Source organism: Candidatus Salinivivens marinus (assembly GCF_965655845.1).
Taxonomy (GTDB): Bacteria; Pseudomonadota; Alphaproteobacteria; order Rhodobacterales; family Rhodobacteraceae; genus Salinivivens; species Salinivivens marinus.
In genome coordinates this window covers 41287-62913 of the sequence record NZ_CBFHHX010000009.1, presented here as the reverse complement: position 1 = coordinate 62913, position 21627 = coordinate 41287, and the positions used below count along the sequence as shown (strand labels likewise).

The 21627-nt window shown below is 39.4% G+C and carries 23 protein-coding genes and 1 tRNA gene; 15 read left to right on the top strand and 9 right to left on the bottom strand.

Annotated elements, in window-relative coordinates; translation table 11 throughout:
• Window positions 1–190: 190 nt before the first annotated feature.
• The 5 genes from ACTF5Q_RS09215 (at window position 191) to ACTF5Q_RS09195 (ending at window position 5117) form a co-directional block, all read left to right on the top strand.
• The gene (locus tag ACTF5Q_RS09215) at window positions 191–1948 is read left to right on the top strand and encodes an acetolactate synthase 3 large subunit (RefSeq protein WP_438954324.1); all 1758 of its coding nucleotides are present in this window, start codon (window positions 191–193) and stop codon (window positions 1946–1948) included.
• A gap of 22 nt (window positions 1949–1970) precedes the next feature.
• On the top strand, window positions 1971–2528 hold the full coding sequence (gene ilvN / locus ACTF5Q_RS09210; RefSeq protein ID WP_153693829.1) for an acetolactate synthase small subunit: 558 nt from the start codon (window positions 1971–1973) through the stop codon (window positions 2526–2528).
• Between the two features lie 104 nt (window positions 2529–2632).
• Window positions 2633–3781: an aromatic ring-hydroxylating oxygenase subunit alpha gene (locus ACTF5Q_RS09205; protein WP_438954323.1), complete on the top strand. Its 1149-nt coding sequence runs from the start codon at window positions 2633–2635 to the stop codon at window positions 3779–3781.
• Entirely contained in the window at window positions 3759–3992 is a 234-nt protein-coding gene (locus ACTF5Q_RS09200; protein WP_438954322.1) for a hypothetical protein, read from the top strand. Before ACTF5Q_RS09205 ends, ACTF5Q_RS09200 begins: the two co-directional genes overlap by 23 nt.
• Window positions 3993–4052: 60 nt before the next feature.
• Window positions 4053–5117 (top strand): AbrB family transcriptional regulator, encoded by a 1065-nt coding sequence (locus tag ACTF5Q_RS09195; protein WP_438954321.1) that lies wholly within the window; start codon window positions 4053–4055, stop codon window positions 5115–5117.
• A gap of 46 nt (window positions 5118–5163) precedes the next feature.
• Here the strand turns inward: ACTF5Q_RS09195 and ACTF5Q_RS09190 are convergent, their stop codons facing one another.
• The 3 genes from ACTF5Q_RS09190 to ACTF5Q_RS09180 are packed head-to-tail and all read right to left on the bottom strand — an operon-like array spanning window position 5164 to window position 8245.
• The gene (locus tag ACTF5Q_RS09190; protein ID WP_438954320.1) at window positions 5164–6972 is read right to left on the bottom strand and encodes an ABC-F family ATP-binding cassette domain-containing protein; all 1809 of its coding nucleotides are present in this window, start codon (window positions 6970–6972) and stop codon (window positions 5164–5166) included.
• A gap of 33 nt (window positions 6973–7005) precedes the next feature.
• Window positions 7006–7740 (bottom strand): GNAT family N-acetyltransferase, encoded by a 735-nt coding sequence (locus ACTF5Q_RS09185; RefSeq protein WP_438954319.1) that lies wholly within the window; start codon window positions 7738–7740, stop codon window positions 7006–7008.
• Window positions 7741–7798: 58 nt separating this feature from the next.
• Window positions 7799–8245, bottom strand: a complete 447-nt coding sequence (locus tag ACTF5Q_RS09180) for an outer membrane protein assembly factor BamE (protein WP_438954318.1) — start codon at window positions 8243–8245, stop codon at window positions 7799–7801.
• A gap of 86 nt (window positions 8246–8331) precedes the next feature.
• Between ACTF5Q_RS09180 and ACTF5Q_RS09175 the strand changes: the two genes are divergently transcribed.
• The 8 genes from ACTF5Q_RS09175 to ACTF5Q_RS09140 all read left to right on the top strand — a co-directional run bounded on the left by ACTF5Q_RS09175 (window position 8332) and on the right by ACTF5Q_RS09140 (window position 13616).
• The gene (locus ACTF5Q_RS09175; RefSeq protein WP_438954317.1) at window positions 8332–8889 is read left to right on the top strand and encodes a YceD family protein; all 558 of its coding nucleotides are present in this window, start codon (window positions 8332–8334) and stop codon (window positions 8887–8889) included.
• A 131-nt stretch (window positions 8890–9020) separates the two neighbouring features.
• Entirely contained in the window at window positions 9021–9227 is a 207-nt protein-coding gene (rpmF, locus tag ACTF5Q_RS09170) for a 50S ribosomal protein L32 (RefSeq protein WP_154032704.1), read from the top strand.
• A gap of 21 nt (window positions 9228–9248) precedes the next feature.
• Window positions 9249–10343 carry a phosphate acyltransferase PlsX gene (plsX, locus tag ACTF5Q_RS09165; RefSeq protein WP_438954316.1) on the top strand — a complete coding sequence of 365 codons (1095 nt, stop codon included), beginning with the start codon at window positions 9249–9251 and terminating at the stop codon, window positions 10341–10343.
• Between the two features lie 13 nt (window positions 10344–10356).
• Window positions 10357–11328: a beta-ketoacyl-ACP synthase III gene (locus tag ACTF5Q_RS09160; RefSeq protein WP_438954315.1), complete on the top strand. Its 972-nt coding sequence runs from the start codon at window positions 10357–10359 to the stop codon at window positions 11326–11328.
• A 107-nt stretch (window positions 11329–11435) separates the two neighbouring features.
• Window positions 11436–11732, top strand: a complete 297-nt coding sequence (gene ihfA, locus ACTF5Q_RS09155) for an integration host factor subunit alpha (protein ID WP_438954314.1) — start codon at window positions 11436–11438, stop codon at window positions 11730–11732.
• 19 nt (window positions 11733–11751) lie between these two features.
• On the top strand, window positions 11752–12357 hold the full coding sequence (locus tag ACTF5Q_RS09150) for a MerR family transcriptional regulator (RefSeq protein WP_438954313.1): 606 nt from the start codon (window positions 11752–11754) through the stop codon (window positions 12355–12357).
• Between the two features lie 65 nt (window positions 12358–12422).
• Window positions 12423–12499 (top strand) — tRNA-Pro (locus ACTF5Q_RS09145).
• Window positions 12500–12536: 37 nt separating this feature from the next.
• Window positions 12537–13616: a 2'-deoxycytidine 5'-triphosphate deaminase gene (locus ACTF5Q_RS09140; RefSeq protein ID WP_438954312.1), complete on the top strand. Its 1080-nt coding sequence runs from the start codon at window positions 12537–12539 to the stop codon at window positions 13614–13616.
• A 25-nt stretch (window positions 13617–13641) separates the two neighbouring features.
• On the opposite strand, the gene scpB is transcribed toward ACTF5Q_RS09140, so the two are convergent.
• The 5 genes from scpB to ACTF5Q_RS09115 all read right to left on the bottom strand — a co-directional run bounded on the left by scpB (window position 13642) and on the right by ACTF5Q_RS09115 (window position 19218).
• Window positions 13642–14334, bottom strand: coding sequence for an SMC-Scp complex subunit ScpB (gene scpB / locus ACTF5Q_RS09135; protein ID WP_438954311.1), 693 nt, complete (start codon window positions 14332–14334; stop codon window positions 13642–13644).
• Window positions 14331–15125 (bottom strand): segregation and condensation protein A, encoded by a 795-nt coding sequence (locus ACTF5Q_RS09130; RefSeq protein WP_438954310.1) that lies wholly within the window; start codon window positions 15123–15125, stop codon window positions 14331–14333. Before ACTF5Q_RS09130 ends, scpB begins: the two co-directional genes overlap by 4 nt.
• Window positions 15126–15237: 112 nt before the next feature.
• The gene (locus ACTF5Q_RS09125) at window positions 15238–16179 is read right to left on the bottom strand and encodes an SPOR domain-containing protein (RefSeq protein ID WP_438954309.1); all 942 of its coding nucleotides are present in this window, start codon (window positions 16177–16179) and stop codon (window positions 15238–15240) included.
• A gap of 62 nt (window positions 16180–16241) precedes the next feature.
• Window positions 16242–17984: an arginine--tRNA ligase gene (argS, locus tag ACTF5Q_RS09120; protein WP_438954308.1), complete on the bottom strand. Its 1743-nt coding sequence runs from the start codon at window positions 17982–17984 to the stop codon at window positions 16242–16244.
• Between the two features lie 79 nt (window positions 17985–18063).
• Window positions 18064–19218 carry a deoxyguanosinetriphosphate triphosphohydrolase gene (locus ACTF5Q_RS09115; protein WP_438954307.1) on the bottom strand — a complete coding sequence of 385 codons (1155 nt, stop codon included), beginning with the start codon at window positions 19216–19218 and terminating at the stop codon, window positions 18064–18066.
• Window positions 19219–19302: 84 nt separating this feature from the next.
• On the opposite strand from ACTF5Q_RS09115, the gene ACTF5Q_RS09110 reads away from it, so the two are divergent.
• Together ACTF5Q_RS09110 and xth are read left to right on the top strand one after the other, a co-directional pair.
• Complete coding sequence (locus tag ACTF5Q_RS09110; RefSeq protein WP_438954306.1) at window positions 19303–19626, top strand: HesB/IscA family protein; 324 nt, start codon at window positions 19303–19305, stop codon at window positions 19624–19626.
• Between the two features lie 13 nt (window positions 19627–19639).
• Window positions 19640–20419: an exodeoxyribonuclease III gene (xth, locus tag ACTF5Q_RS09105; RefSeq protein ID WP_438954305.1), complete on the top strand. Its 780-nt coding sequence runs from the start codon at window positions 19640–19642 to the stop codon at window positions 20417–20419.
• Window positions 20420–20447: 28 nt separating this feature from the next.
• On the opposite strand, the gene ACTF5Q_RS09100 is transcribed toward xth, so the two are convergent.
• Complete coding sequence (locus ACTF5Q_RS09100; protein ID WP_438954304.1) at window positions 20448–21623, bottom strand: FAD-dependent oxidoreductase; 1176 nt, start codon at window positions 21621–21623, stop codon at window positions 20448–20450.
• Window positions 21624–21627 lie beyond the last annotated feature (4 nt).

Here is a 21627-nt window from a genome sequence, read left to right as displayed (position 1 = left end):
ATTCTTTCCAATTATTACTTTATTTCAATAATATTCGTAATAAAATTAAAAAATATCGTTAAATTATCGCTAAATAGAGCCATTTCTAGTTGACCAATCTTTTTGTTGTTCATATGTTGGCCTTTGCGAGTGAATTAGAGCAAATTTTATCGATTTACTAATTAGTTAAAGAGTGAGCAGGAGTTTCTATATGACTAGCCAAATGACTGGAGCCAAAATGGTAGTAAAAGCCTTAAAGGATCAAGGGGTAGATACTGTGTTTGGATACCCGGGTGGAGCAGTACTGCCAATCTACGATGAAATTTTCCAACAAAATGAGATAAGGCATATCCTAGTTAGACATGAACAAGGAGCAGTTCATGCGGCTGAAGGATACGCTAGGTCAACTGGAAAACCTGGAGTGGTTTTAGTAACATCTGGACCAGGCGCGACTAACGCTGTTACAGGATTGACCGACGCTTTAATGGATTCTATTCCTTTAGTTGTTCTTACTGGACAGGTACCTACCTTTATGATCGGCTCAGACGCTTTTCAGGAAGCAGATACGGTTGGGATCACAAGACCATGTACTAAACACAATTGGCTGGTTAAAGACACAGATCAGTTGGCACCGATTTTACATGAAGCTTTTCATGTTGCAAAATCTGGTCGCCCAGGGCCTGTTTTAGTTGATATTCCAAAAGATGTTCAATTTGCTTCTGGTTTTTACATTTCAAATAAAAAAGCACCAACCTCCCAATACAGGCCTAAATTAAAAGGCGATATTGAACAAATTACAAAACTCGTTGAAGCAATTGAACAATCGGAAAAACCAATTTTTTACACAGGTGGCGGAGTGATTAATTCTGGCACAGGTGCGAGCCAACTTCTGAGAGAATTGGTTAAAGGTACTAATTTCCCAATAACTTCCACTCTAATGGGCTTGGGGTGCTATCCCGCGTCCGGCAGCAACTGGCTTGGAATGTTAGGAATGCATGGGCTTTACGAGGCCAACATGGCGATGCACGATTGCGATCTTATGATAAATATCGGTGCTCGATTTGATGATCGGATTACCGGTAGAATAGATGCTTTTAGCCCAAGCTCTAAAAAAGCGCACATTGATATTGATCCATCATCTATTAATAAAGTAATTCACGTTGACATTCCTATCATAGGCGATATTGCACACGTATTAGATGACGTTTTGAATATGTGGAAAGCCCGAGGACGTAAGACGAACTCTGCCGCTATCGATAAATGGTGGAGCCAAATAAGCGAATGGCGATCTGTTAAGTGTCTGGACTATAAAAATAGTAAAAAGACAATTAAACCACAATTTGCGCTTGAGCGTCTAGAACAACTTACTCGGAGTAGAGCAGACCGGTTTATATGCACTGAAGTTGGTCAGCATCAAATGTGGGCTGCTCAGTTCTTAGGTTTTGAGGAACCCAATCAATGGATGACTTCAGGCGGACTTGGAACAATGGGTTATGGCTTTCCTGCATCAATAGGCGTGCAAATTGCTCACCCAAAGGCATTGGTTATTAATGTCGCTGGCGAGGCTAGTTGGCTGATGAATATGCAGGAAATGGGTACGGCAGTCCAATATAAGTTACCTGTTAAGCAATTTATATTAAATAACGAAAGATTGGGTATGGTAAGACAATGGCAAGAGTTGCTGCACGGTGAACGCTACTCTCACAGCTGGTCTGATGCCCTTCCCGACTTTGTGAAATTGGCAGATGCATTTGGTGCAAAAGGCATCATGGTATCAGATCCTGCAGATTTAGATGATGCTATTATGGAAATGCTGTCTTACGATGGTCCGGTTCTCTTTGATTGTTTAGTTGAGAAACATGAGAACTGCTTCCCAATGATCCCGTCTGGGGAGCCTCATAACAAAATGTTGTTAGGAGAAGCGACAACGGAGGACGCCATAGGAAGCAGCGGGGCAGTATTAGTATGAGAATTTACTTCGTAGGTTACAGATGTCAGCATTAAAAATAAAAAAAGGATCTAGCAAGCATTCTGCTTATGATCTTAGGTCTACTTTTGGTGATGAAATACAAACACATACCTTAGCAATATTAGTTGATAATGAGGCTGGAGTTCTTGCTCGCGTAATAGGGCTTTTCTCAGGCCGCGGATACAATATCGATAGTCTAACGGTAGCAGAGGTTGACCACGAGGGTCATCTCAGTCGAATTACAATCGTAACAACAGGCACTCCTCAGGTTATTGAACAAATAAAAGCCCAATTAGGACGAATTGTACCTGTTCATGAGGTACACGATTTAACTGTAGACGGCCCTCATGTAGAGCGAGAGCTTGCTCTGCTCAAGGTTGGAGGAAAAGGTGAAAAACGAGTAGAAGCATTACGTTTAGCGGACATTTTTAGGGCAAACGTGGTAGATAGCACGCTAGACAGCTTTACTTTTCAAATCACCGGCACACCAGAAAAAGTTGATGCATTTGCAGAATTGATGCGTCCGCTGGGCCTTATAGAAATTGCCAGAACGGGTGTAGCAGCTCTGTCTCGCGGCTGAACAACAAGCTGAAAATATTGTCGTTTTCAATTTAGTCAGGTGTCGTTTTGAGCTAGCCTCAAATAGTATCTTTTTTTATCAATATAAAAAAATTGAGCCAGACAATGGAAAAGACAGCTAGACTAAATCAGGTGTGCTTACCAGTAGATGAAGCAAATGGGCTTCCAAATGAACATTACACTTGCCCATCTGTTTTTAAAGAAGAAAAAGATATCCTACTTTTTGGAAAATGGAGTGGGCTGGCAGTTTCAGCTCAAATTCCAAATATAGGAGACGCTGTGCCTATTTCTTTTCAGGGCACTCCTTTATTTATTATTCGCACTAAAAAAAACAAAGTAAAAGTTTTTCAAAACACTTGTCGACATCGCGGCATGATACTTATTGATAGAGTGAAATCTATAGAAGGAGCTATCAGATGTCCCTATCATAGCTGGTGTTATTCCACAGAAGGCAGTCTAATCAGCACACCTCATGTGGGGGGGCCAGGTAGAAATCTGCATGATGCTATTGATAGGTCTGAATTAGGATTAACTGAAATTCGAAGCCACGTATGGATGGGTGTAATTTGGATAAATCTTTCCGGAGACGCACCAAAATTTGAAGACAACATGAAAGAATTGATAGATAGATGGTCAGACTTCGATAGACCCCTTTTTCACGGAGGTAAGGAGAGTTCATTTACGATCGAAGTTGCAGCAAATTGGAAATTGGCGGTAGAAAATTATTGTGAAAGTTATCATTTACCTTGGGTGCACCCTGGCTTGAACATTTACTCCAAATTAGAAGATCATTATCACATTGAACACAAAAATAAATTTTCGGGCCAGGGAACAAGAGTTTATCAGCAGCTAAAAGATGGGAACGGTAACGTTTTTCCTGATTTTGCTGATTTAAATGCTAAATGGGAAACTGCCGCTGAATACATTGCAGTTTATCCTAATGTTCTACTGGGTGTTCATAGGGATCATGCGTTTGTAATTATCCTAATACCAGATGGTCCTGAGAAAACATATGAACACATTCACCTATTTTATTCTAAGGAAAACACTCCGGAGCAATTGCGGCTCCAAAATATGAAACAATGGAAGCTAGTTTTCGAGGAAGATGTTCCAGTCGTCGAGGGCATGCAACGAGGACGTTACGCGGTAAATTTTGATGGTGGTAGATTTTCACCCGCGATGGATAATCCTACTCATTGTTTTCATTGTTGGGTTGCTAATGAGGTCCAAAATGGACTCAAGCATAAAAAATAAAATCGATTTAGAGGAAAAAATTTTAACTGCCCACCAGAATAATGATGGAGTAAAATTAGCAGAGTTATACGCTAAAGCCGCATATACAACATCTAATTTAAACAAGGCCTGTTTTTTCATGGTGAATGCTTACACTCTTGCTCTGGAGTGTAACCACCCTGATACGTTATCCTTCTTTCAGTTTCTGCAAAAATACGATAGAGAAAAATAACAGTCTTCCGCGTTAGGAATGCTATTTTCTGTAAAACTAATTTTTAACAAAGGAATTTCATTGAGGAAAAGCCTTTTATATACGGTATTTTTATTAGCGCTTGGAGGATCAGCCGGCTGGTTAACATCAAAAACCCTAATGCCACTGCCTTGGATGATAGGTTCATTATTAATGTGTGCTGTATGGTCAATTAATTTTGGAACTAAAATAATTCCTGAAAATTACACTTTCCCACAAAAATTCAGAAATTACTTTGTGGCGATAATTGGCGTAATGATTGGATTACAGGTTACTGCTGATCTCATACTTCAGATAACTGATTATCTACCGAGTTTATTAGGTTTAATTGTTTTTAGTTGGTGCGCCCATTTTTTGAACTATAAAATTTTAACAAAGTTTGGAAAATATGATCGAGCCACAGCATTTTTCTCCTCTGCGCCCGGTGGGTTAATGGAAAGTATAGCCATGTCTGAAGAGTATGGCGGAGAAATAAAAATCGTCACTCTTCTGCAATTCTTACGTATAATTTTGGTAATAATTCTAGTTCCAATCATAATTTCAATTTGGTTTGGAGCTCCAGTTGGAAGTGCAGCCGGAATTACCATACAAGAAAATGCAGCGATCACTTTAATTGACCTAATTTACATCTTTTTTTTAGTAATTGTAGGCTTGAGTCTAGGATCGCGCTTAAGGATACCTGCTGGGCACTTGTTTGGCCCGATGCTTTTAACAGTTTTTGTTACTTTGGGCACAGATGCTAACATTCAACTTCCCAATATACTGATTTTAGTCGCACAGGTTGTAATCGGAGCCAGCCTGGGCGCAAGATTTTATGGGATAGATAAAAATATTCTTTTCATTGCAATTCGATTATCAACATTGTCGGTAGTCACAATGCTTATCTTGGCGTTCATTTTTGTATTAGTGCTCCAAAGCTTATCAGACTTGTCCGTGGTTACGCTTTTTATATCCTTTGCACCTGGCGGCGTCACAGAAATGTCATTAATTGCTTTGACTGTTGCCTCAAGTCCAGCTTTAGTAAGCGCTCATCATATTTTTCGAATTGTAATTACCGTCTCATTATTAGGGTTTATTTACAAAAAGTGTATAGATAAAGTACATTAGAGTAGGTAAAACGGCCTGCTTAAATTATAAGGACAGTAGCAATTTGTCATCCCTTTTTATCTTCAAGTAACAACCATTCTTCCATAATTTCATCCAGTTTAAGGTTACGTTCCGCCAACGCAGTTGAGGCTTTATCAAATTTTTTTTGATCAGACACATAAAGGTCATCGATCGACAAGAAATCTTCTAATTTTTTTATTTCTAACTCAAGCCTTTCAACCTCTCTCGGAATCTCACTCAGCCTATGGTGATCCATGAATGATAAATTTACATTCTTCTTTTTTGCATGCAAATCCATCATGGTTTTGGACTTTACGGATTTTCGATCAGTATTTTTTTGGCTTTTATCCACTGAACGATTGTTTAAGTATGTTCTGTAACCCCCGGTAAAATCGATTATTTTACCATTTCCTTCAAAAAATAAAACTCGAGTTGCCACCTGCTCAACAAAATCTCTATCATGACTAATCAAAATAATTGTACCGTCGTAATCACAAAGTATTTCCTGCAATAAATCTAGTGTCTCTATATCCAAGTCATTGGTTGGCTCATCCAACAATAATAAATTGCTCTTTTTAGCCATTAGTTTCGCAAGAATTAACCTAGATTTTTCACCCCCAGAAAGAGAACGCACTGGTGCCCTTAAAGCACTGGGGTCAAACAAAAATTCTTTTAAATACCCAGCGGCATGTCTAGGTATACCTTTCACTAGTATCTGATCAGCTCTACCAGGAAGTGCAATTTCTGGGTCACCTGCTAAGTTTTCCTGTAGACTTGCATCCATATTCAGACTGCCTTTATCCTGCTCAAAGATGGCAATACTTAAGTTTGTACCTCTCTTAATACTCCCCTCGTCGGGAGATAAATCTCTAAATAGAATATTTAATAGTGCGGTCTTTCCGACGCCATTTGCTCCAACTAAAGCAATCCGCTCTCCACGAGAAATTGTGACACTAAATTTACCGCATATTGGCTTTCCATCAATTTTTTTACTGATAGACTGTGCTTCTAATACCTTTCGGCCAGAAATTTCACCAGATTGAAAAGACATTTTTGCAGTTTCTTGACGTTTTATTTGCAAATCATTTTCAAGCTTGAGCTCTTTCAGTGCTTTCAACCTACCCTGATTTCTTTTGCGTCTTGCAGAAATACCTTCGACGGCCCATACAGATTCTTCTTTTATGCGTCGCTTTAATTTATGGTTACGTGCATCCTCTTCAGCCCAAGTTTTATCTCGCCAATCTTCAAAATCAGCAAAATTTTTCTCATTTCGCCGAAGAATTCCCCTATCCAACCATAAAGTGGTTTTGGATACTGCTCGAAGAAATGCTCTATCGTGGCTAATTATCACTATTCCACACTTTAAATTTCTCAATAGATCCTCGAGCCATTGAATACTTTCAATATCTAGGTGGTTGGTGGGTTCATCTAAAAGCATCAAATCTGGCGTTTCTGCTATTATTTTCGCCAATGCTGCTCGTCTAATTTCTCCACCAGACGCAAACTTTACCTCTTGTCTAAGATTTAACTTTAGCCCATTACTTATTGCCTCGATTTTATAAATCTCATTACTACTTAATTTGCTTGCTGCAAAATCTCCTAAAGTAGAAAAAGAAGATAGGTCCGGATCCTGTTCCATAAGACTTATTTGAATGCCCTTTTGCACAGCAACATGACCCGCATCGGGGACAATTTTACCAGCAATCAGTTTTAGAAGCGTTGATTTACCAGACCCATTTCGACCAACCAGACATGTCCGCTCTCCCTTGTTCAAAACCAAATCTATATTTTTGAAAATATCATGCTTTCCAAAACCAAGGCTAACTTCGCTCAATTGGATTAAAGGGGCACTCATAACATACTGAACTAATTCAGAAAAATTAGCAGGTCAAGGCTTCTTCAGTAGAAACCGTTTCTTTGCAGGTGGTATTTTACTCACCTCCAAGCCTGTAAAAACATGAAGCGTGTTTAACTTATTATCTATAACAGCGTGATCGCTTACCCACCCCCCCATCAAAAGGTAAGCACGTAATAGCGGAGGCATCTTCATCATTGCTGTCTTTAAATTAACTTCCGACCGAAGTTTTTTTGCAAATTTTAAAACAGATTGTGACTTTATACTTGGTAACATATTTTTTGGTCCTAAATATCGCGCGCGAAGAACAGCAAAACAATCGATATATTTTTTATAATCAGTTCCTTCGAATGAAGTACAACCAAATACAAAAACAATATTTCTTTTCTCAACGAACTGTGCCAAATAAGCCCAAACCAATCGCAATATATCTGGATCATTCGCAAAGGGGTCAGTGCATACCCGCCCCACCTCCAATACCGGTTTATCAAATCTTTCTAAAGCTTTGAGGTCATAATGAGCGGCAGAATAACCATTTTGAATACGCGAACCAGAGCTATAACAAGTATACCTAAAATAACCTACGACTTTGCGATGTCGCCTATCACGGATAATTATGTGATTAAATTTTTGATCATACTCATCTTTATCAAGCCCACTCTCATTTACCACTCCGAATGCTTTGTATCTAAATGCTTGAGCTTCTTTGATATCAACAGGATTTAAAGCTGGCTCGATATCAAACTTAGGATGAAAAAAAATCAACAATGTTTCTCCTATTAAAACGGAGTTACAGCAGGCTTATAAAGGTCAAACCAATCTTTATTTATTGTAGTAAGGACTCGGCAGAGGGGCCTCCAACATTTTGAAATAACCGAAATAGAAATGACATATTTTTTAGCCCAGATGGAGTGGTTCGATAATCTAGAATAACGATTTTACCCTTATCAATTCCAAATTTTTGAATATTACTTAGTCTATCATTGTCGTCGAAACTTAAAACAAGAACTTGCCGATCTATAGGTTTCGAAGCTCTTATGGAATTCTTCAAGACTTTGGACTGAACAAAATAAATGTTTCCATCATTTAAGATACCACCAATTGATGGTGTTCCAAGCTTTTCGATAACACTATTTTTATCATCTTGAGATACAGAAACACTTGATAATTCTTCGTCACTAGGTATGTAACCATGATTACGATATTGTTCGGAACAACCGAAAATAAGTACTAGTAAAGCAACACTTAAAATCTTTTTAAGAATTCCATTCATGAATTAAGCCTACTTGATTAAAATACAACGCTATCTTCAAGTACATCATATTGAATGTTCATTACAACCAAGGAAGAAATTTATAAATGCCCAAAATTGAAATTTCTGACAAAATCATAAAATTCGCGAACTTAAATACGGTAAGGACGAATAGTTTTCATTGGAAGAGCGATGCAATTAATAACTCTAAGATCGCCAAACAGCTTGATTTACTTTCAGTTGAAAAAATTGACCTTAGAGGAAAGATAAGCGCTCACGGCAAAAAAAAGTGGTTACTATCTGGTAAATTGGGTGCAACAGCACTTCAACAATGTGTTGTGACGCTAGAAGCCGTAAAATGCCGTGTAGATGAAAAAATAAAGCGTATTTATATACCTTTAGAAGAAATACCTTCTTTAGAGAAAGATGACGGACGAGATGTTGAACTCGAGTTAGACGAGAACTTAGAGCCATTAACCAATTCTTTAGATCTATCAACGATAGCATTAGAGGCTCTTGCCCTAGCATTGCCCGACTATCCGAGATCAAATAATGCCGAGTATGTAACAAGATCGATAGGTATTGATGATCAAATAGTCGAAGAAGAAAATAGCCAAAATCCTTTTGCGATTTTAAATACCCTTAAGGAGAAGTTAAAGTCTTAAAGAAAAGCATAAAATTTAACTAAATTCACAAAATAGGAAAAATTGGGTTGTATATCGGTGCAGAATAGATGTATTGCGCTAGGACGATAATCAACTTTGGGATAGACCCCCTATAATACTGAGATTTAGACATGGCTGTTCAGCAAAATAAAGTATCAAAGTCCAGACGAAATAATCGTAGAGCTCATGACGCTCTGGTGGCTGGGAACCCTAATGAGTGTCCAAATTGTGGTGAATTAAAACGTCCCCATCATATATGCGCATCTTGCGGCTTTTATGGAGATAAAGAAGTTATATCCATGACCGAGGAAATCGACTTGGATGATGACGCAGCCTAATTCCTAATAAAGGAAGGCGACATGACCACGACCGTAAAAAATAATTCGGAGGTGGTGCATTCAGGCACAACTATAAGCATTGACGCTATGGGAGGTGATTTAGGACCATCTGCCATAGTATCAGGACTAGTGCGAGCTGCAAAAATAAATGACAGTATACACTTTCTTTTGCATGGCAAAAGTGAACTACTTAAAAAATTAGTAAATAAACGTCGCTCCTTGGTAGGCAGAGTTACGATAATAGATAGTCGTGAAGTAATAAAAATGGAGGACAAGCCTAGCCACGTGGTGAGACACGGAAAGGCAACCTCAATGTGGTCAGCCATTGAATCTGTAAGAGACGGCAAAGCCAGCGTTTGCGTCTCCTGTGGTAATACTGGAGCTTTGATGGCAATAAGTATGCTAAGACTACGTAAGCTTACTGGGGTAAACCGTCCTGCAATTGCAATACTATGGCCATCTTCCAATCCTATGGGATTCAATGTTATGTTGGACGTAGGGGCTGACATTAGAGCTGAGGCAAAAGACTTACTACAATATGCTTTGATGGGAGTATCATACGCCAGAAACGGATTGGGAATACCAAAGCCAAGAGTTGGACTGCTTAATGTGGGGACTGAAGAGCATAAAGGCAGAAGTGAACTAAAAGAAGCATTTTCAAAAATTGAGCACTGTCAAACAGACGCAAATTTTACTTTCGAGGGATTTGTAGAGGGTGGAGATATCCCTGGTTCAAAAGTTGATGTTATAGTTACTGATGGCTTCACAGGAAATGTTGCTCTGAAAACAGGTGAAGGCACCGCAAGTTTAATTGGTTATTTACTTCGCGAGGCATTTAAATTTTCACCATTATCACGACTTGCAAGTATTTTAGCATATACCTCATTAAATCGACTTAAAATGAGAATCGATCCCAGAAGAGTTAACGGCGGGGTATTTTTGGGTCTAAATGGTACAGTAGTAAAATCACACGGCTCGGCTGACGCAACTGGAATCGAGGCAGCAATTAAATTAGCGTTTGAGCTCTCGAAGAATGATTTTTCACAAAAAGTAGCCGCGCGGGTTGCATACGCAGGCGCAATTGATAACCATGTACAAGATGTTACAGATAAATAGTTTAGGATAATCAATGACGGTTCGTGCTGTGATACAGGGATGTGGACACTACTTACCTAAACGAGTAGTTGATAATTCTGAATTCGAGAGAACCTTAGATACATCCGACGATTGGATTTCTAGTCGTTCTGGGATTAAACGCAGACATTTTGCAAACAAGGATGAGACCACCTCTGTCATGGCTACACTGGCAGCCAAAGAAGCGTTAGCAGATGCCAACTTACAGGCTGATGATATAGACGCAATCATTCTAGCAACTTCAACTTCAGATCTTACATTTCCCTCCGCTGCTACAATGGTACAGGCAAATTTAGGAATAGTAAAAGGTTTTGCCTATGACGTTCAGGCAGTTTGCGCTGGTTTTGTCTTTGCTCTAGCAAATGCGAATGCACTAATAATTTCGGGACAAGCAAAAAAAATCTTGGTGATCGGTTCAGAGACGTTTTCAAAATTAATGGACTGGGAAGATAGATCCACGTGTGTACTTTTTGGCGATGGTGCCGGTGCGGTCATTTTGTCTGCAGAAAATGGGAAAGGAGATAAATATGATCGTGGAATTTTAGCGTCTGACTTAAACTCTGACGGAAGACTGAAAGATATTTTATATGTGGACGGAGGCGTATCCACGCAGTCTACTGGATATTTAAGGATGCATGGCAAAGAAGTTTATAGACACGCAATTGAGAAGTTAGCAACTACTGCTCAAGACTCCATGAAATCTGCAGGTATTTCTGTTGAAGAAATTGACTGGATTGTGCCCCACCAAGCCAATATTAGGATTATTCATGGAACTGCAAAAAAGATGGGTATAACATCAGACCGTGTATTAACGACAGTGCAGGATCACGGAAATACCTCCGCAGCCTCTATTCCCCTCGCCTTGTCAGTTTCAAAAATAAACGGGCATATTAAGAAAAATGACTTGATTGTTACAGAGGCTATTGGAGGCGGGCTCGCTTGGGGATCGCTCGTTATACGCTGGTAAACCTAAATATATAAAAAAAATTAACAACTTTATTTATCGTTGTCCCATTTAAGTTGACTTACTAAATTTGTGAGCACTACAATTAGATAAAAATGGGGGATTATTAAATGAGTGAAAAGACGTTAACGCGAATGGATTTAAGTGAATCAGTTTTTCGGGAGGTTGGACTTTCCAGAAACGAGTCATCCGATTTAGTAGAAAGCGTGCTCGAGAAAATTAGTGCATCGCTCGTAGCAGGTGAACAAGTTAAGATTTCTTCATTTGGAACATTCAGTATTCGTCAGAAAAACGCCAGAGTTGGGCGAAATCCGAAAACAGGCGAAGAAGCGCCTATACCGCCCAGAAGAGTTCTGACATTCCGACCCTCTCATTTGATGAAAGACAGAGTGTCAGAAGGGAAATAAATAAGGTTATTGTAGAGTTATGTCAAAATCTGAGAAAGCTTTTCGTAATATAAGTGAAGTTTCAGAGTGGCTAGATACCCCGACTCATGTACTGAGGTTTTGGGAAAGTAAATTCAGTCAAATTAAACCGATTAAACGAGCTGGGGGACGGCGTTATTACCGTCCAAAAGACATGCTTATTATTGGTGGAATAAAACAGCTACTGCATATTGAGGGACATACCATCAAGGGTGCGAAACAAGTTTTTCGCGAAAAGGGCCTAAATTACGTCGTAGGACTATCAAAACCCTTAATGTCCCAAGATCTCGGGGGAACAAGCAGCGATAAAGAGAGCATTACAAAAGTCGTTAAACCTATTGAAAAAATGAGCAATGCAAAACTTGTTTCTGTGAAAAGTGAACAACTCAATACTTCAAGCCCAAAAGTCCCAGAACAACCAGGCCTTTTTGACTTTTTTGAGGCAGAAAATCAGAAAATTGATCCAAAACCCATCGAAAATAAAACGAGCGAAGTGTTTTCAACATCAGTTTTATTGAGAGAGATCGAGAATTTTAACAACGACCAGGTAAACAAAATTACACCGATAATAAATGATATGAAAAATCTGATTTCATTATGGAAGTAAAAAAAAGTAAGAAAATTTTTAACTTGTGTATGGGAAAAAAACCAGTAATTAGGGTGTTAACACGGCGGGCTATGGCGCAGCCTGGTAGCGCGTCCGTCTGGGGGACGGAAGGTCGCAGGTTCAAGTCCTGCTAGCCCGACCATGTGAATTTCTATTATATTGTATTGGAAGTATTGTAAATGAACGGAGTTCTCCCAAATCAGGAAATAGAGAAACTCATTGAAGTTGGTTCAATTACGTCAGATGTTCCAATAGACCCTGAACAAATACAACCTGCAAGTCTAGATTTGAGGCTAAGTGGTAAAGCGTTTCGTATAAGAGCATCTTTTTTGCCCGGAAGCCGTGAAAAAGTTGAAGATCGATTAAAATCTTTAAAAATGCATGAAATTGATTTAAGAGACGGTGCAGTGCTAGAGAAAGGGTGTGTTTATTTAGTACCGCTCCTCGAAGAACTAAATTTATCACAAGATATCCAGGCTGCAGCCAACGCTAAAAGCTCAACCGGGCGCCTCGATTTATTAACCAGGGTAATTACAAACTCCGGGGAAGAGTTCGATCGGGTTTCCAGTGGATATTGCGGCAAACTATACGCGGAAATATGCCCCCGCTCTTTTTCGGTATTAGTGCGACAGGGAATGAAACTCAATCAAATCAGATTTAGAAATAAAAATACGACTTTGAATGATGAAGACTTAACAGCTCTTCATGCTAAAGAAAAATTAGTACCTGGAAACGCTATAATTGATGACGGACTTGGATTTTCAGTAGATTTAAGACCATCACAAGGTGACTTGGTCGGTTACAGAGCAAAACCACACACTGGAATAATTGATCTAGATCTAATTGATTACTACGATCCAGCGGAATTTTGGGATGAGATAAAAACTTCACAAGGTGAGATAATTTTAGACCCCGGTGCATTTTATATTTTGGTTAGTCGTGAGAGTGTTCACATACCGCCAGAATACGCTGCGGAAATGGCACCATATGTCGCCATGGTTGGCGAATTCAGGGTTCATTACGCCGGCTTTTTTGATCCAGGTTTTGGTCACAATGCAGCAGGTGGATCAGGCGCGCGTGGCGTATTGGAAGTAAGATGCCATGAAGCCCCATTTGTATTGGAGCATGGTCAAGTTGTAGGACGTTTGATATATGAAAAAATGTCCAAGCGACCTACAAAACTATATGGTCAAGGGGTAAAATCAAATTATCAAGGTCAACGACTAAAATTATCAAAACACTTCAAGAAAAGTTTCTGAGTTTTTAATACTCAAAGAGTTGTTTTTATTCCTCAAAAAGCTCAGGCTGATCTAAATTCTCTGATAAACCTTGATCTTCTTTATCGATCCCTTCCCCAGTGTCTTTAACATTTGGGATAGTACTTTCGAGCAAACCAGCAGACTTCAATTCCTTAAGACCAGGCAGATCTTTTGCACTCTCTAGCCCAAAGTGATCCAAGAAATGTTGAGTGACAACAAAAGTAACTGGCCTTCCTGGAGTCATTTTTCGTCTGCCAAATTTTATCCAATCCATCTCTAAAAGTAAATCAACAGTACCCTTAGAAACTCCAACACCTCGGACCTCTTCAATTTCTAACCTTGTCACAGGTTGATGGTAAGCAATTATAGCTAATGTTTCCACTGCTGCACGACTCAATTTACGAGTTTCGATAGTCTCTTTTCTCATTAAAAAACTAAGATCAGCGCTAGTGCGCATCGCCCAACCATCACCAACTTTTACTAAATTAACACCGCGGCTACTATATTGCACTTTTAATTCATCTAGAGCAAATGCGGGATCAGATCCTTGCGGCATTCTGTTTTTTAACTCTGCAACTGTAACTGGTGTAGAGGAAGCAAATAGAATTGCCTCCACCATACGCCGTTGTTCAGGTATTGATGGAGCCTCGAAAAGGTTGGCTTGGTCAACTTCACCCATCTTGTGCTCACCTAACGATTTATTTGATTGATCACTCATTCAGTGGTCCTTTTCCTAAGCTCAATTTTAGCAAAGGTCTCTGTTTGTCTAAGTTCAACCGCTCCTGACTTAACTAACTCAAGAGTTGCTGCAAAGGTCGCAGCGGTAGCTGCCCTCACTCTCTTTGGCTCATTTTGCCATTCTTCTGGCAAAAAACTCATCAGATCGTTCCAATCTCCTGAAAATCCAAGCAACTCTCGCATTCTTTCTAAAGCACTCTCCATTGTGAATACACTTTCTCTATCCGCACTAAAAGGCTTGAAGTCATCACGTGTGCGAATCCGGGCATATCCCTGCATTAGATCGAGAAGGCTCAATGTATAGTTGATCGTACGTTTTTTCTCTAAAGCTTCAGGAATACCTCTTGAAAAAAAATCTTTACCGAGTTGATTTCGAGCAATTAATTTAGCGCCAGCGTTCCTCATCGCTTGTAATCGTTCTAGCCGGAATGCCAAGATGGCGCTCAATTCTTCTCCCGTTGGCCCATCATCATTCGGATCAGCCGGAAGTAATAAACGCGATTTGAGAAATGCAAGCCAAGCGGCCATTACGAGATAGTCAGCAGCCAATTCTATCCGTAATTCTTTTGCTTTTGCTACAAAATCTAAATACTGGCTAGCCAGCTGAGAAATAGAAATTTTAAGTAAGTCTACTTTTTGGGTTCTGGATAAAGTCAGTAACATATCCAGAGGCCCCTCGAAACCATCTACATTGACGACTAAATTTTCCGGAGAATTTTCAGAGATATAATCATTTTCTGTAAAAAATTCTAAGTTCGGTGTGTTACTCATACTTCACTCTTGCGGACCCCTTAACAAGGCTGATCTTTCAGAACAAAGATGTCAAGTAATTGCATGGAAGAATCCGTAAATTAGAAAAATTTACTCAAGAGATTCTCTTAATTCACTTTGCTATTACGGGCACACAGTTTTCTTGAGATATGACCGCAGAACAAAAGCGGCTAGCGTCATCAATATTAACAAAGCCACCTAATCTTAAACGGTATATCTCGGCACCATTTCTTTTAATACGTTCGACATATTTTGGCCTACCAGCCAAAATAACTGAAAGATTTTTGGAAAGCCTATCCCATTCCTCAAAAGCTACTGTTTCTGTTGGGAATGTTCCAAATTGAACCACCGCAAGGCCTGTCTCAACAGAAGCAAGAGCTGGACGAATGACAGTCTCAGTAGTAGACATACTTACTTCAAGTAACGAACCTGGTCTAGGCCTGGGTTTTATTTGTTTGAATTTATTGTTTTGCGCAAAAGCATTGCCTATTAAATTATCAGCGCTTGGCTTCAAAGCTAGAGCAAGGGCGGCAGCCACTAATTCAGATTGATTTTCAGTGATAGTATAATTCGCGGTATTAGTTACTGTATTGACTGGTTCGAATGAAATTTCTTTCGAAAGATTGGGCTCAATTATCCCTACATGAATTTGATTTTTTAGTGTAGCTTGCCTATCAATTATCTTTTTTTGTCCTACAGCCTGAAATATCGTTATATCGTCAGGGGTTAATTTTTCGGTGCTAGGGGCTAATTCTACTGCCTGAGGATTGGGTGGTAATTCTTGTGAGGCAATCTTCGTCACAGCTAATTCAATGTTTTCTGCCTCAATACCCCCTGGGGTATCCGGAGCGACCCTTAGTGGTCCCGGTTGAGCCGCGACAATTGGTATTCCGTTTATATCACGAGAAATGATATTGTATGCCCAATAACCTGCCCACAATATCAGATTTAAACTTATTATAGCACCAAATATTGAAAAAATAGATAATTTGCTGTTTTGGATATCTTTATTTGAATTCCCTACAGCGCTGGCTGAATAAAGCTGCTCAGTCATTAAAACCTCTCTTCGCTGGGTTATCCCAGCACCTTGCCTCATAAACCGCAGAATTATCGTTTTTACATTTTTTCTGCTGGTTCTACTCCCAGAATAGCAAGCCCTGAGGAAATAACAATAGAAACTGCACGGGCAAGTGCAATTTTGCCCTGAGTTTTTACTAAATTATCATTGTGCAGAAACCTAAGGTCCCGATTGTCGCTACCTTTACTCCAATGAGCGTGTAACTGGGACGATAAGTCAAAAAGGTAAAACGCAATTCTATGCGGCTCATATAAACGAGCTGCCACCTCAACAAGCCTGGGCCACTCAGCGATCTTTTTAATAAGACTCAATTCTGAGGAATGTGTAAGATCAGCTAAATTTATCTCGGATAGAGAGCGATCTGAAATATCAATATTCAATTCCTCTGCCTTACGAATAACTGACTTTATTCGCGCATGTGCATACTGCACATAAAAAACCGGATTTTCGCGACTTTGCTCTAATACTTTTTGAAAGTCAAAATCTAGTGCTGCATCATTTTTTCGAGTAAGCATAACAAATCGAGTTACGTCGGGCCCAACCTGCTCAACCAGGTCTCTAAGCATCACAAAATTACCTGCACGCTTAGACATTTTAAACGGCTCGCCATTTTGATAAAGTTTTACTAGCTGACATAGTTTAATATCCAACGTTACTGCCCCATTAGAGAGAGCAGAAACTGCGGCTTTCATTCTTTTTACATAACCGCCATGATCCGCTCCAAATATATCTATTAAGAGATCAAAACCTCGGGTTATTTTATCAAAGTGATAGGCTATATCTGGAGCAAAATATGTCCATGTACCATCAGATTTTAAAACTGGCCGATCTACATCGTCGCCATGCAGAGTGGATTTAAATAATGTTTGCTCACGCGGCTCCCAATCTTCTGTCTTTTTGCCCTTAGGAGGCTCTAAAATCCCTTTATAAATGAGCCCATTATTGCTTAGGCGATCCAATGCAGCCTCTATTTTTCCACTGTCATAAAGAGATTTTTCAGAAAAATAGGTATCCATTTCTATACCCAGAAGATCTAAATCCGACTTAATTAAGTCCATCATCGCCTGAACAGCGTAATCTCTGAATTCAGGAAGCCACTCATCCTCAGACTTTTGTAAATATGCATCTCCAACTTTGTCTTTTAGCTTTAGTGCAATTGGTCTCAAATAGTCTCCCGGATAAGTCCCATCCTCAAATACAACCTCCTTGCCAAATGCTTCCTGATACCGGAGGAAAACAGACCTAGCCAAAACATCTACTTGAGTGCCACCATCATTAATATAGTATTCTCGGGTTACTTCATAACCAGAATATGATAGAAGACTTGCGAGGGCATCACCAAAAACGGCGCCTCTAGTATGGCCTACGTGAAGTGGGCCTGTCGGGTTAGCAGAAACAAATTCTACGTTTACCTTTTTTGAGGATCCGATATTAGACCTACCAAAATTTATGCCATTTAATAGTACGCAAGAGAGTAAACTGTGCCAGCATGGCTCACTCAAACTGATATTTATAAAACCAGGACCAGCTATATCTACCGATAAAACGATTTCATTCTGTGACAATGACTCACTTATTATCTTAGCTAGTTCCCGCGGTTTAGTTTCTACTGACTTTGAAAGAACCATCGCAGCGTTCGTTGCCATATCCCCATGACGAGAATCTTTAGGTGGTTCTACCGTAATTTGTGAAAAATCTGTATCAGCAGGCAAAATACCTTGAGTTGACAGATCATGTAAACTGTCTATCAAAATTTCACGAACATGCGTAAATAAATTCATATTTGCTTAAACCCTTTAATACCTTGTGTTTATCAAGCTACGGAAAAAGTTCAATGCTCTATCAGGACCAAGTTAAATTTTAAGAAGTCTTAATCGGCTTACCAAATATCTTTTCATATTGAGAAATTGCAAATCGATCTGTCATTCCTGCTATATAGTCACAAACTAAGCTTACTATATCGGCATCACAGTAAACAGAAATAAGATCCTTCTGCCACTTTTTAGGCATCAAATTTGGATCGTTAGTGTAAGCCGCAAAAAGCTCTTTAACAATCTTTGTAACTTTCTCTCGCATCTGCAAAACACTTGACGCCCTATACATCCGTTCAAAAAGGAAACTTCTTATTATATCCAAATTCCTTTCTAGTTCATGAGAAAAACTAATAACCTGGAAACCAGCTTTCCTAAAATCATCTGGCGAAGTGGGTACCAGTTTAGCGAAAGTCTTTTGCGCTTCTTTAAGAACGTCATCAACTAACATACCCAAAAAACATCTTAATGCCTCATGTTGTCTTCGGTAATTATCAATTTGTGGATACTTCTTATCCACTGACTGAAAGCATTCACTTAACAAGGGCAGTGATGTTAACTCTTCGATGCTAAAAAGCCCCGCCCTTAGGCCATCGTGTAAATCGTGACTGTTATATGCAATATCATCTGATATTGCGGCTACTTGAGCTTCCGCGCTAGCATAATCAAACAAATCTAATTTATGTAACCTGTCATAATGCTCGATGTACCTTGGAACCTCTTTCACTAGAGGGCCATTGTGCTTAACTATACCCTCCAAAGTCTCCCAACTGAGATTTAGCCCATCAAAAGCGGCATAGTGGCGCTCAATAAATGTTACAAGTTTTAATGCATGTGCATTGTGATTAAAACCTGAGTGCTCTGACATTAGACTATTTAAGGCTTCCTCTCCTGTATGCCCAAAAGGCGGATGACCCAAGTCATGTGCTAAAGAAATTGCTTCGGTCAACTCTGAATTTAGTCCTAATACACCCGCAATAGTCCGAGCAACCTGTGCAACCTCGATTGTATGTGTTAACCTCGTTCTGAAATAGTCGCTTTCGTGTTCAACAAAGACCTGAGTTTTGTGTTTTAAACGACGAAAAGCGCTGCAATGAATAACTCTATCCCGATCACGCTGAAAGTTATCACGGAAACTACTTTTATTTTCATTATGCAATCTACCCATGCTTTGTGCAGGGTTTGATGCGAAGTTTGACTGCATTTTTCTGAAGATTCCTTGTAAATTGAGTGATTACAAATTATAGTATAGATCTCTTGTATGCCATATAATATTGGAATTTAATCGATGTATCTACCACCAAAAGTCACACGCAGAGCATTTGAACGTTTGAATGAAATCAATGCCGCGAATGAAGGAAAGGCTTTACGAATTGCTGTAGAAGGTGGTGGTTGCTCCGGATTTCAATACGAAATAAGTTTGGGAAATCCAACAGCGGAAGACCTGGTAATAGAGGAAGGCGGAGAAAAAGTTATTATTGACTCAGCTTCTCTCCCATTTTTGGAAAATGCTATTATTGATTATTCCGATGAATTAATTGGTGCCAGATTTGTGATCGATAACCCTAACGCGACTAGCTCATGTGGTTGCGGTACTAGCTTTTCAATTTAAAGAAGCAATCACGGTGAAAATTGCCAGCTTTAATATTAATGGAATAAAAGCAAGAGAAAAGGCTTTAATGACTTGGCTTGAAGAAGCTCGGCCAGATGTAGTTCTGATGCAAGAAATAAAATCAGTTAGCGAAAAATTCCCATCAAACCTATTTGAGGATGTTGGTTATAACGTAGCAGTTAATGGACAAAAATCATTTAACGGTGTTGCCATTATTTCAAAACTTCCTCTTGAGGACGTTGTGACCGAATTACCAGGCGACAGCACAGATGATCAAGCTCGTTGGTTAGAAGCCACAATTGTGGGAGATCACGCAATTCGCATGTGTAATTTGTACCTTCCAAATGGAAATCCTACACCTGGGCCCAAATATGATTATAAACTAAAGTGGATGCATAGACTTTACCAAAGAGCTAAAGACCTTATAGATAGTGAGGCGCCAGCATTTATGGCAGGTGATTTCAACATCATTCCCCAACCAGAAGATGCAGCAAATATAGACAATTGGGAGAAAGACGCGCTGTTTTTACCAGAAAGTCGAGCCGAATTCAGGAAAATAATTAATTTAGGTTATACAGATGCTTTCCGGGCAAAAAATTTTGGTTCAGGAAACTACAGCTTCTGGGATTATCAAGCTGGTGCCTGGGACCGCGATGATGGAGTGAGAATAGACCATTTTTTACTCACTCCTCAATGCGCTGATTTATTGGAAAACTGCAAAATTGATAAACATATCCGATCTGGAGAAAAACCGTCTGATCACGTCCCAATCTGGATTGAACTCAGTATTTAATCTTACTTACAATAATCAATGCACTGGATCAGCTAGAGTAATGTTTATTTGTAACGTTATGATCATAGATCCAGTTAAAACGCTTTACAAGAAGATGTGGAAAGAACTTACTCAAGAACCGCAATGAAACTTGGAAAACCCTTCTAGATATTATGTTTGATAAATGAAAGATATGCGCATTTTTTGTGGATGCGAGTACTACTCGCCTTACACGTGGAAACCTTTCACGTCGGAACTCTTTGAAAGCAACAAATGAATTTGAAAATTCAAAGATTTTAGAAGCAAGCACGAAGCTATCTTCAATTGCCATTGCAGCCCCCTGAGCCAAGAATGGCAAAGTGGGATGAGCAGCATCTCCGATCAAAATCACTCGGTCGTTGTACCAACTTTGTTTCAGGGGATATCTAAATAATCCCCACTTATATACATTTTCTATTGAGGATATAACTTCAGCTGTTCCACCAGAAAAATCCTTGAAGTTTTCTTTTACTACTTTTGGGTCTTCAAGATGTTTCCATCCATCCGGCTGCCACTCATCTTGCTCCTTAATTAGAACTAAATTCAGCTCACTTCCATCTTTAATCGGATAGCTCACCAAGTGCCTTTTAGGAGCTAGTGTAACATGAGAAAAATCACCCTGATTGATTGAATTCGGTACAATTGATCTCCAAGCAATTTGACCAGTAAATACGGGTTTAGCCTCATCAGCAATGGTTTTTCGAACATTGGAATGCAAACCATCTGCTCCAATTATTAGCTCAGCAGATAATGCCTTCCCATCTGAAAATATAGCTTTTCTATTAACTATTTTCTCTAATTTTTTATTGAAGTAAACTGGAATTTCCAATTTTTTACAGGCTGCATAGAGGACCCCAACTAAATCCGCTCGATGGCAAAAGTAAAACAAGTCATTACCTTTGAATTTCATGTAATCAAATAGCGCAAGCTGTCGGTTTGATTTATAGTCAAAGACCTTCACACCATGACAGCGTATCGAGACCGAAGAAATCTCTTTCAAAACTCCTATCCTGGAGAGTACTCTGTTTGCATTTGGGCTAAGCTGAATGCCCGCACCGGCAGTTATGATTTCCGGGGATCTCTCGTATATGCTTGCTCTTATACCATAGTGCCTCAAACTGATCGCAGCGGTTAGGCCAGCTATCCCGGCTCCTACAATAATAATATGTTTCGAGTTTTCCAGCATCAAG

Coding starts and splice junctions, on each gene's coding strand:
- ACTF5Q_RS09215 (WP_438954324.1), top strand. CDS start 191: ATGACTAGCCAAATGACTGGAGCCAAAATGGTAGTAAAAGCCTTAAAG.
- ilvN (WP_153693829.1), top strand. CDS start 1,971: ATGTCAGCATTAAAAATAAAAAAAGGATCTAGCAAGCATTCTGCTTAT.
- ACTF5Q_RS09205 (WP_438954323.1), top strand. CDS start 2,633: ATGGAAAAGACAGCTAGACTAAATCAGGTGTGCTTACCAGTAGATGAA.
- ACTF5Q_RS09200 (WP_438954322.1), top strand. CDS start 3,759: ATGGACTCAAGCATAAAAAATAAAATCGATTTAGAGGAAAAAATTTTA.
- ACTF5Q_RS09190 (WP_438954320.1), bottom strand. CDS start 6,972: ATGAGTGCCCCTTTAATCCAATTGAGCGAAGTTAGCCTTGGTTTTGGA.
- ACTF5Q_RS09180 (WP_438954318.1), bottom strand. CDS start 8,245: ATGAATGGAATTCTTAAAAAGATTTTAAGTGTTGCTTTACTAGTACTT.
- ACTF5Q_RS09175 (WP_438954317.1), top strand. CDS start 8,332: ATGCCCAAAATTGAAATTTCTGACAAAATCATAAAATTCGCGAACTTA.
- rpmF (WP_154032704.1), top strand. CDS start 9,021: ATGGCTGTTCAGCAAAATAAAGTATCAAAGTCCAGACGAAATAATCGT.
- plsX (WP_438954316.1), top strand. CDS start 9,249: ATGACCACGACCGTAAAAAATAATTCGGAGGTGGTGCATTCAGGCACA.
- ACTF5Q_RS09160 (WP_438954315.1), top strand. CDS start 10,357: ATGACGGTTCGTGCTGTGATACAGGGATGTGGACACTACTTACCTAAA.
- ihfA (WP_438954314.1), top strand. CDS start 11,436: ATGAGTGAAAAGACGTTAACGCGAATGGATTTAAGTGAATCAGTTTTT.
- ACTF5Q_RS09150 (WP_438954313.1), top strand. CDS start 11,752: ATGTCAAAATCTGAGAAAGCTTTTCGTAATATAAGTGAAGTTTCAGAG.
- ACTF5Q_RS09140 (WP_438954312.1), top strand. CDS start 12,537: ATGAACGGAGTTCTCCCAAATCAGGAAATAGAGAAACTCATTGAAGTT.
- scpB (WP_438954311.1), bottom strand. CDS start 14,334: ATGAGTGATCAATCAAATAAATCGTTAGGTGAGCACAAGATGGGTGAA.
- ACTF5Q_RS09130 (WP_438954310.1), bottom strand. CDS start 15,125: ATGAGTAACACACCGAACTTAGAATTTTTTACAGAAAATGATTATATC.
- ACTF5Q_RS09125 (WP_438954309.1), bottom strand. CDS start 16,179: ATGACTGAGCAGCTTTATTCAGCCAGCGCTGTAGGGAATTCAAATAAA.
- argS (WP_438954308.1), bottom strand. CDS start 17,984: ATGAATTTATTTACGCATGTTCGTGAAATTTTGATAGACAGTTTACAT.
- ACTF5Q_RS09115 (WP_438954307.1), bottom strand. CDS start 19,218: ATGCAGTCAAACTTCGCATCAAACCCTGCACAAAGCATGGGTAGATTG.
- ACTF5Q_RS09110 (WP_438954306.1), top strand. CDS start 19,303: ATGTATCTACCACCAAAAGTCACACGCAGAGCATTTGAACGTTTGAAT.
- ACTF5Q_RS09100 (WP_438954304.1), bottom strand. CDS start 21,623: ATGCTGGAAAACTCGAAACATATTATTATTGTAGGAGCCGGGATAGCT.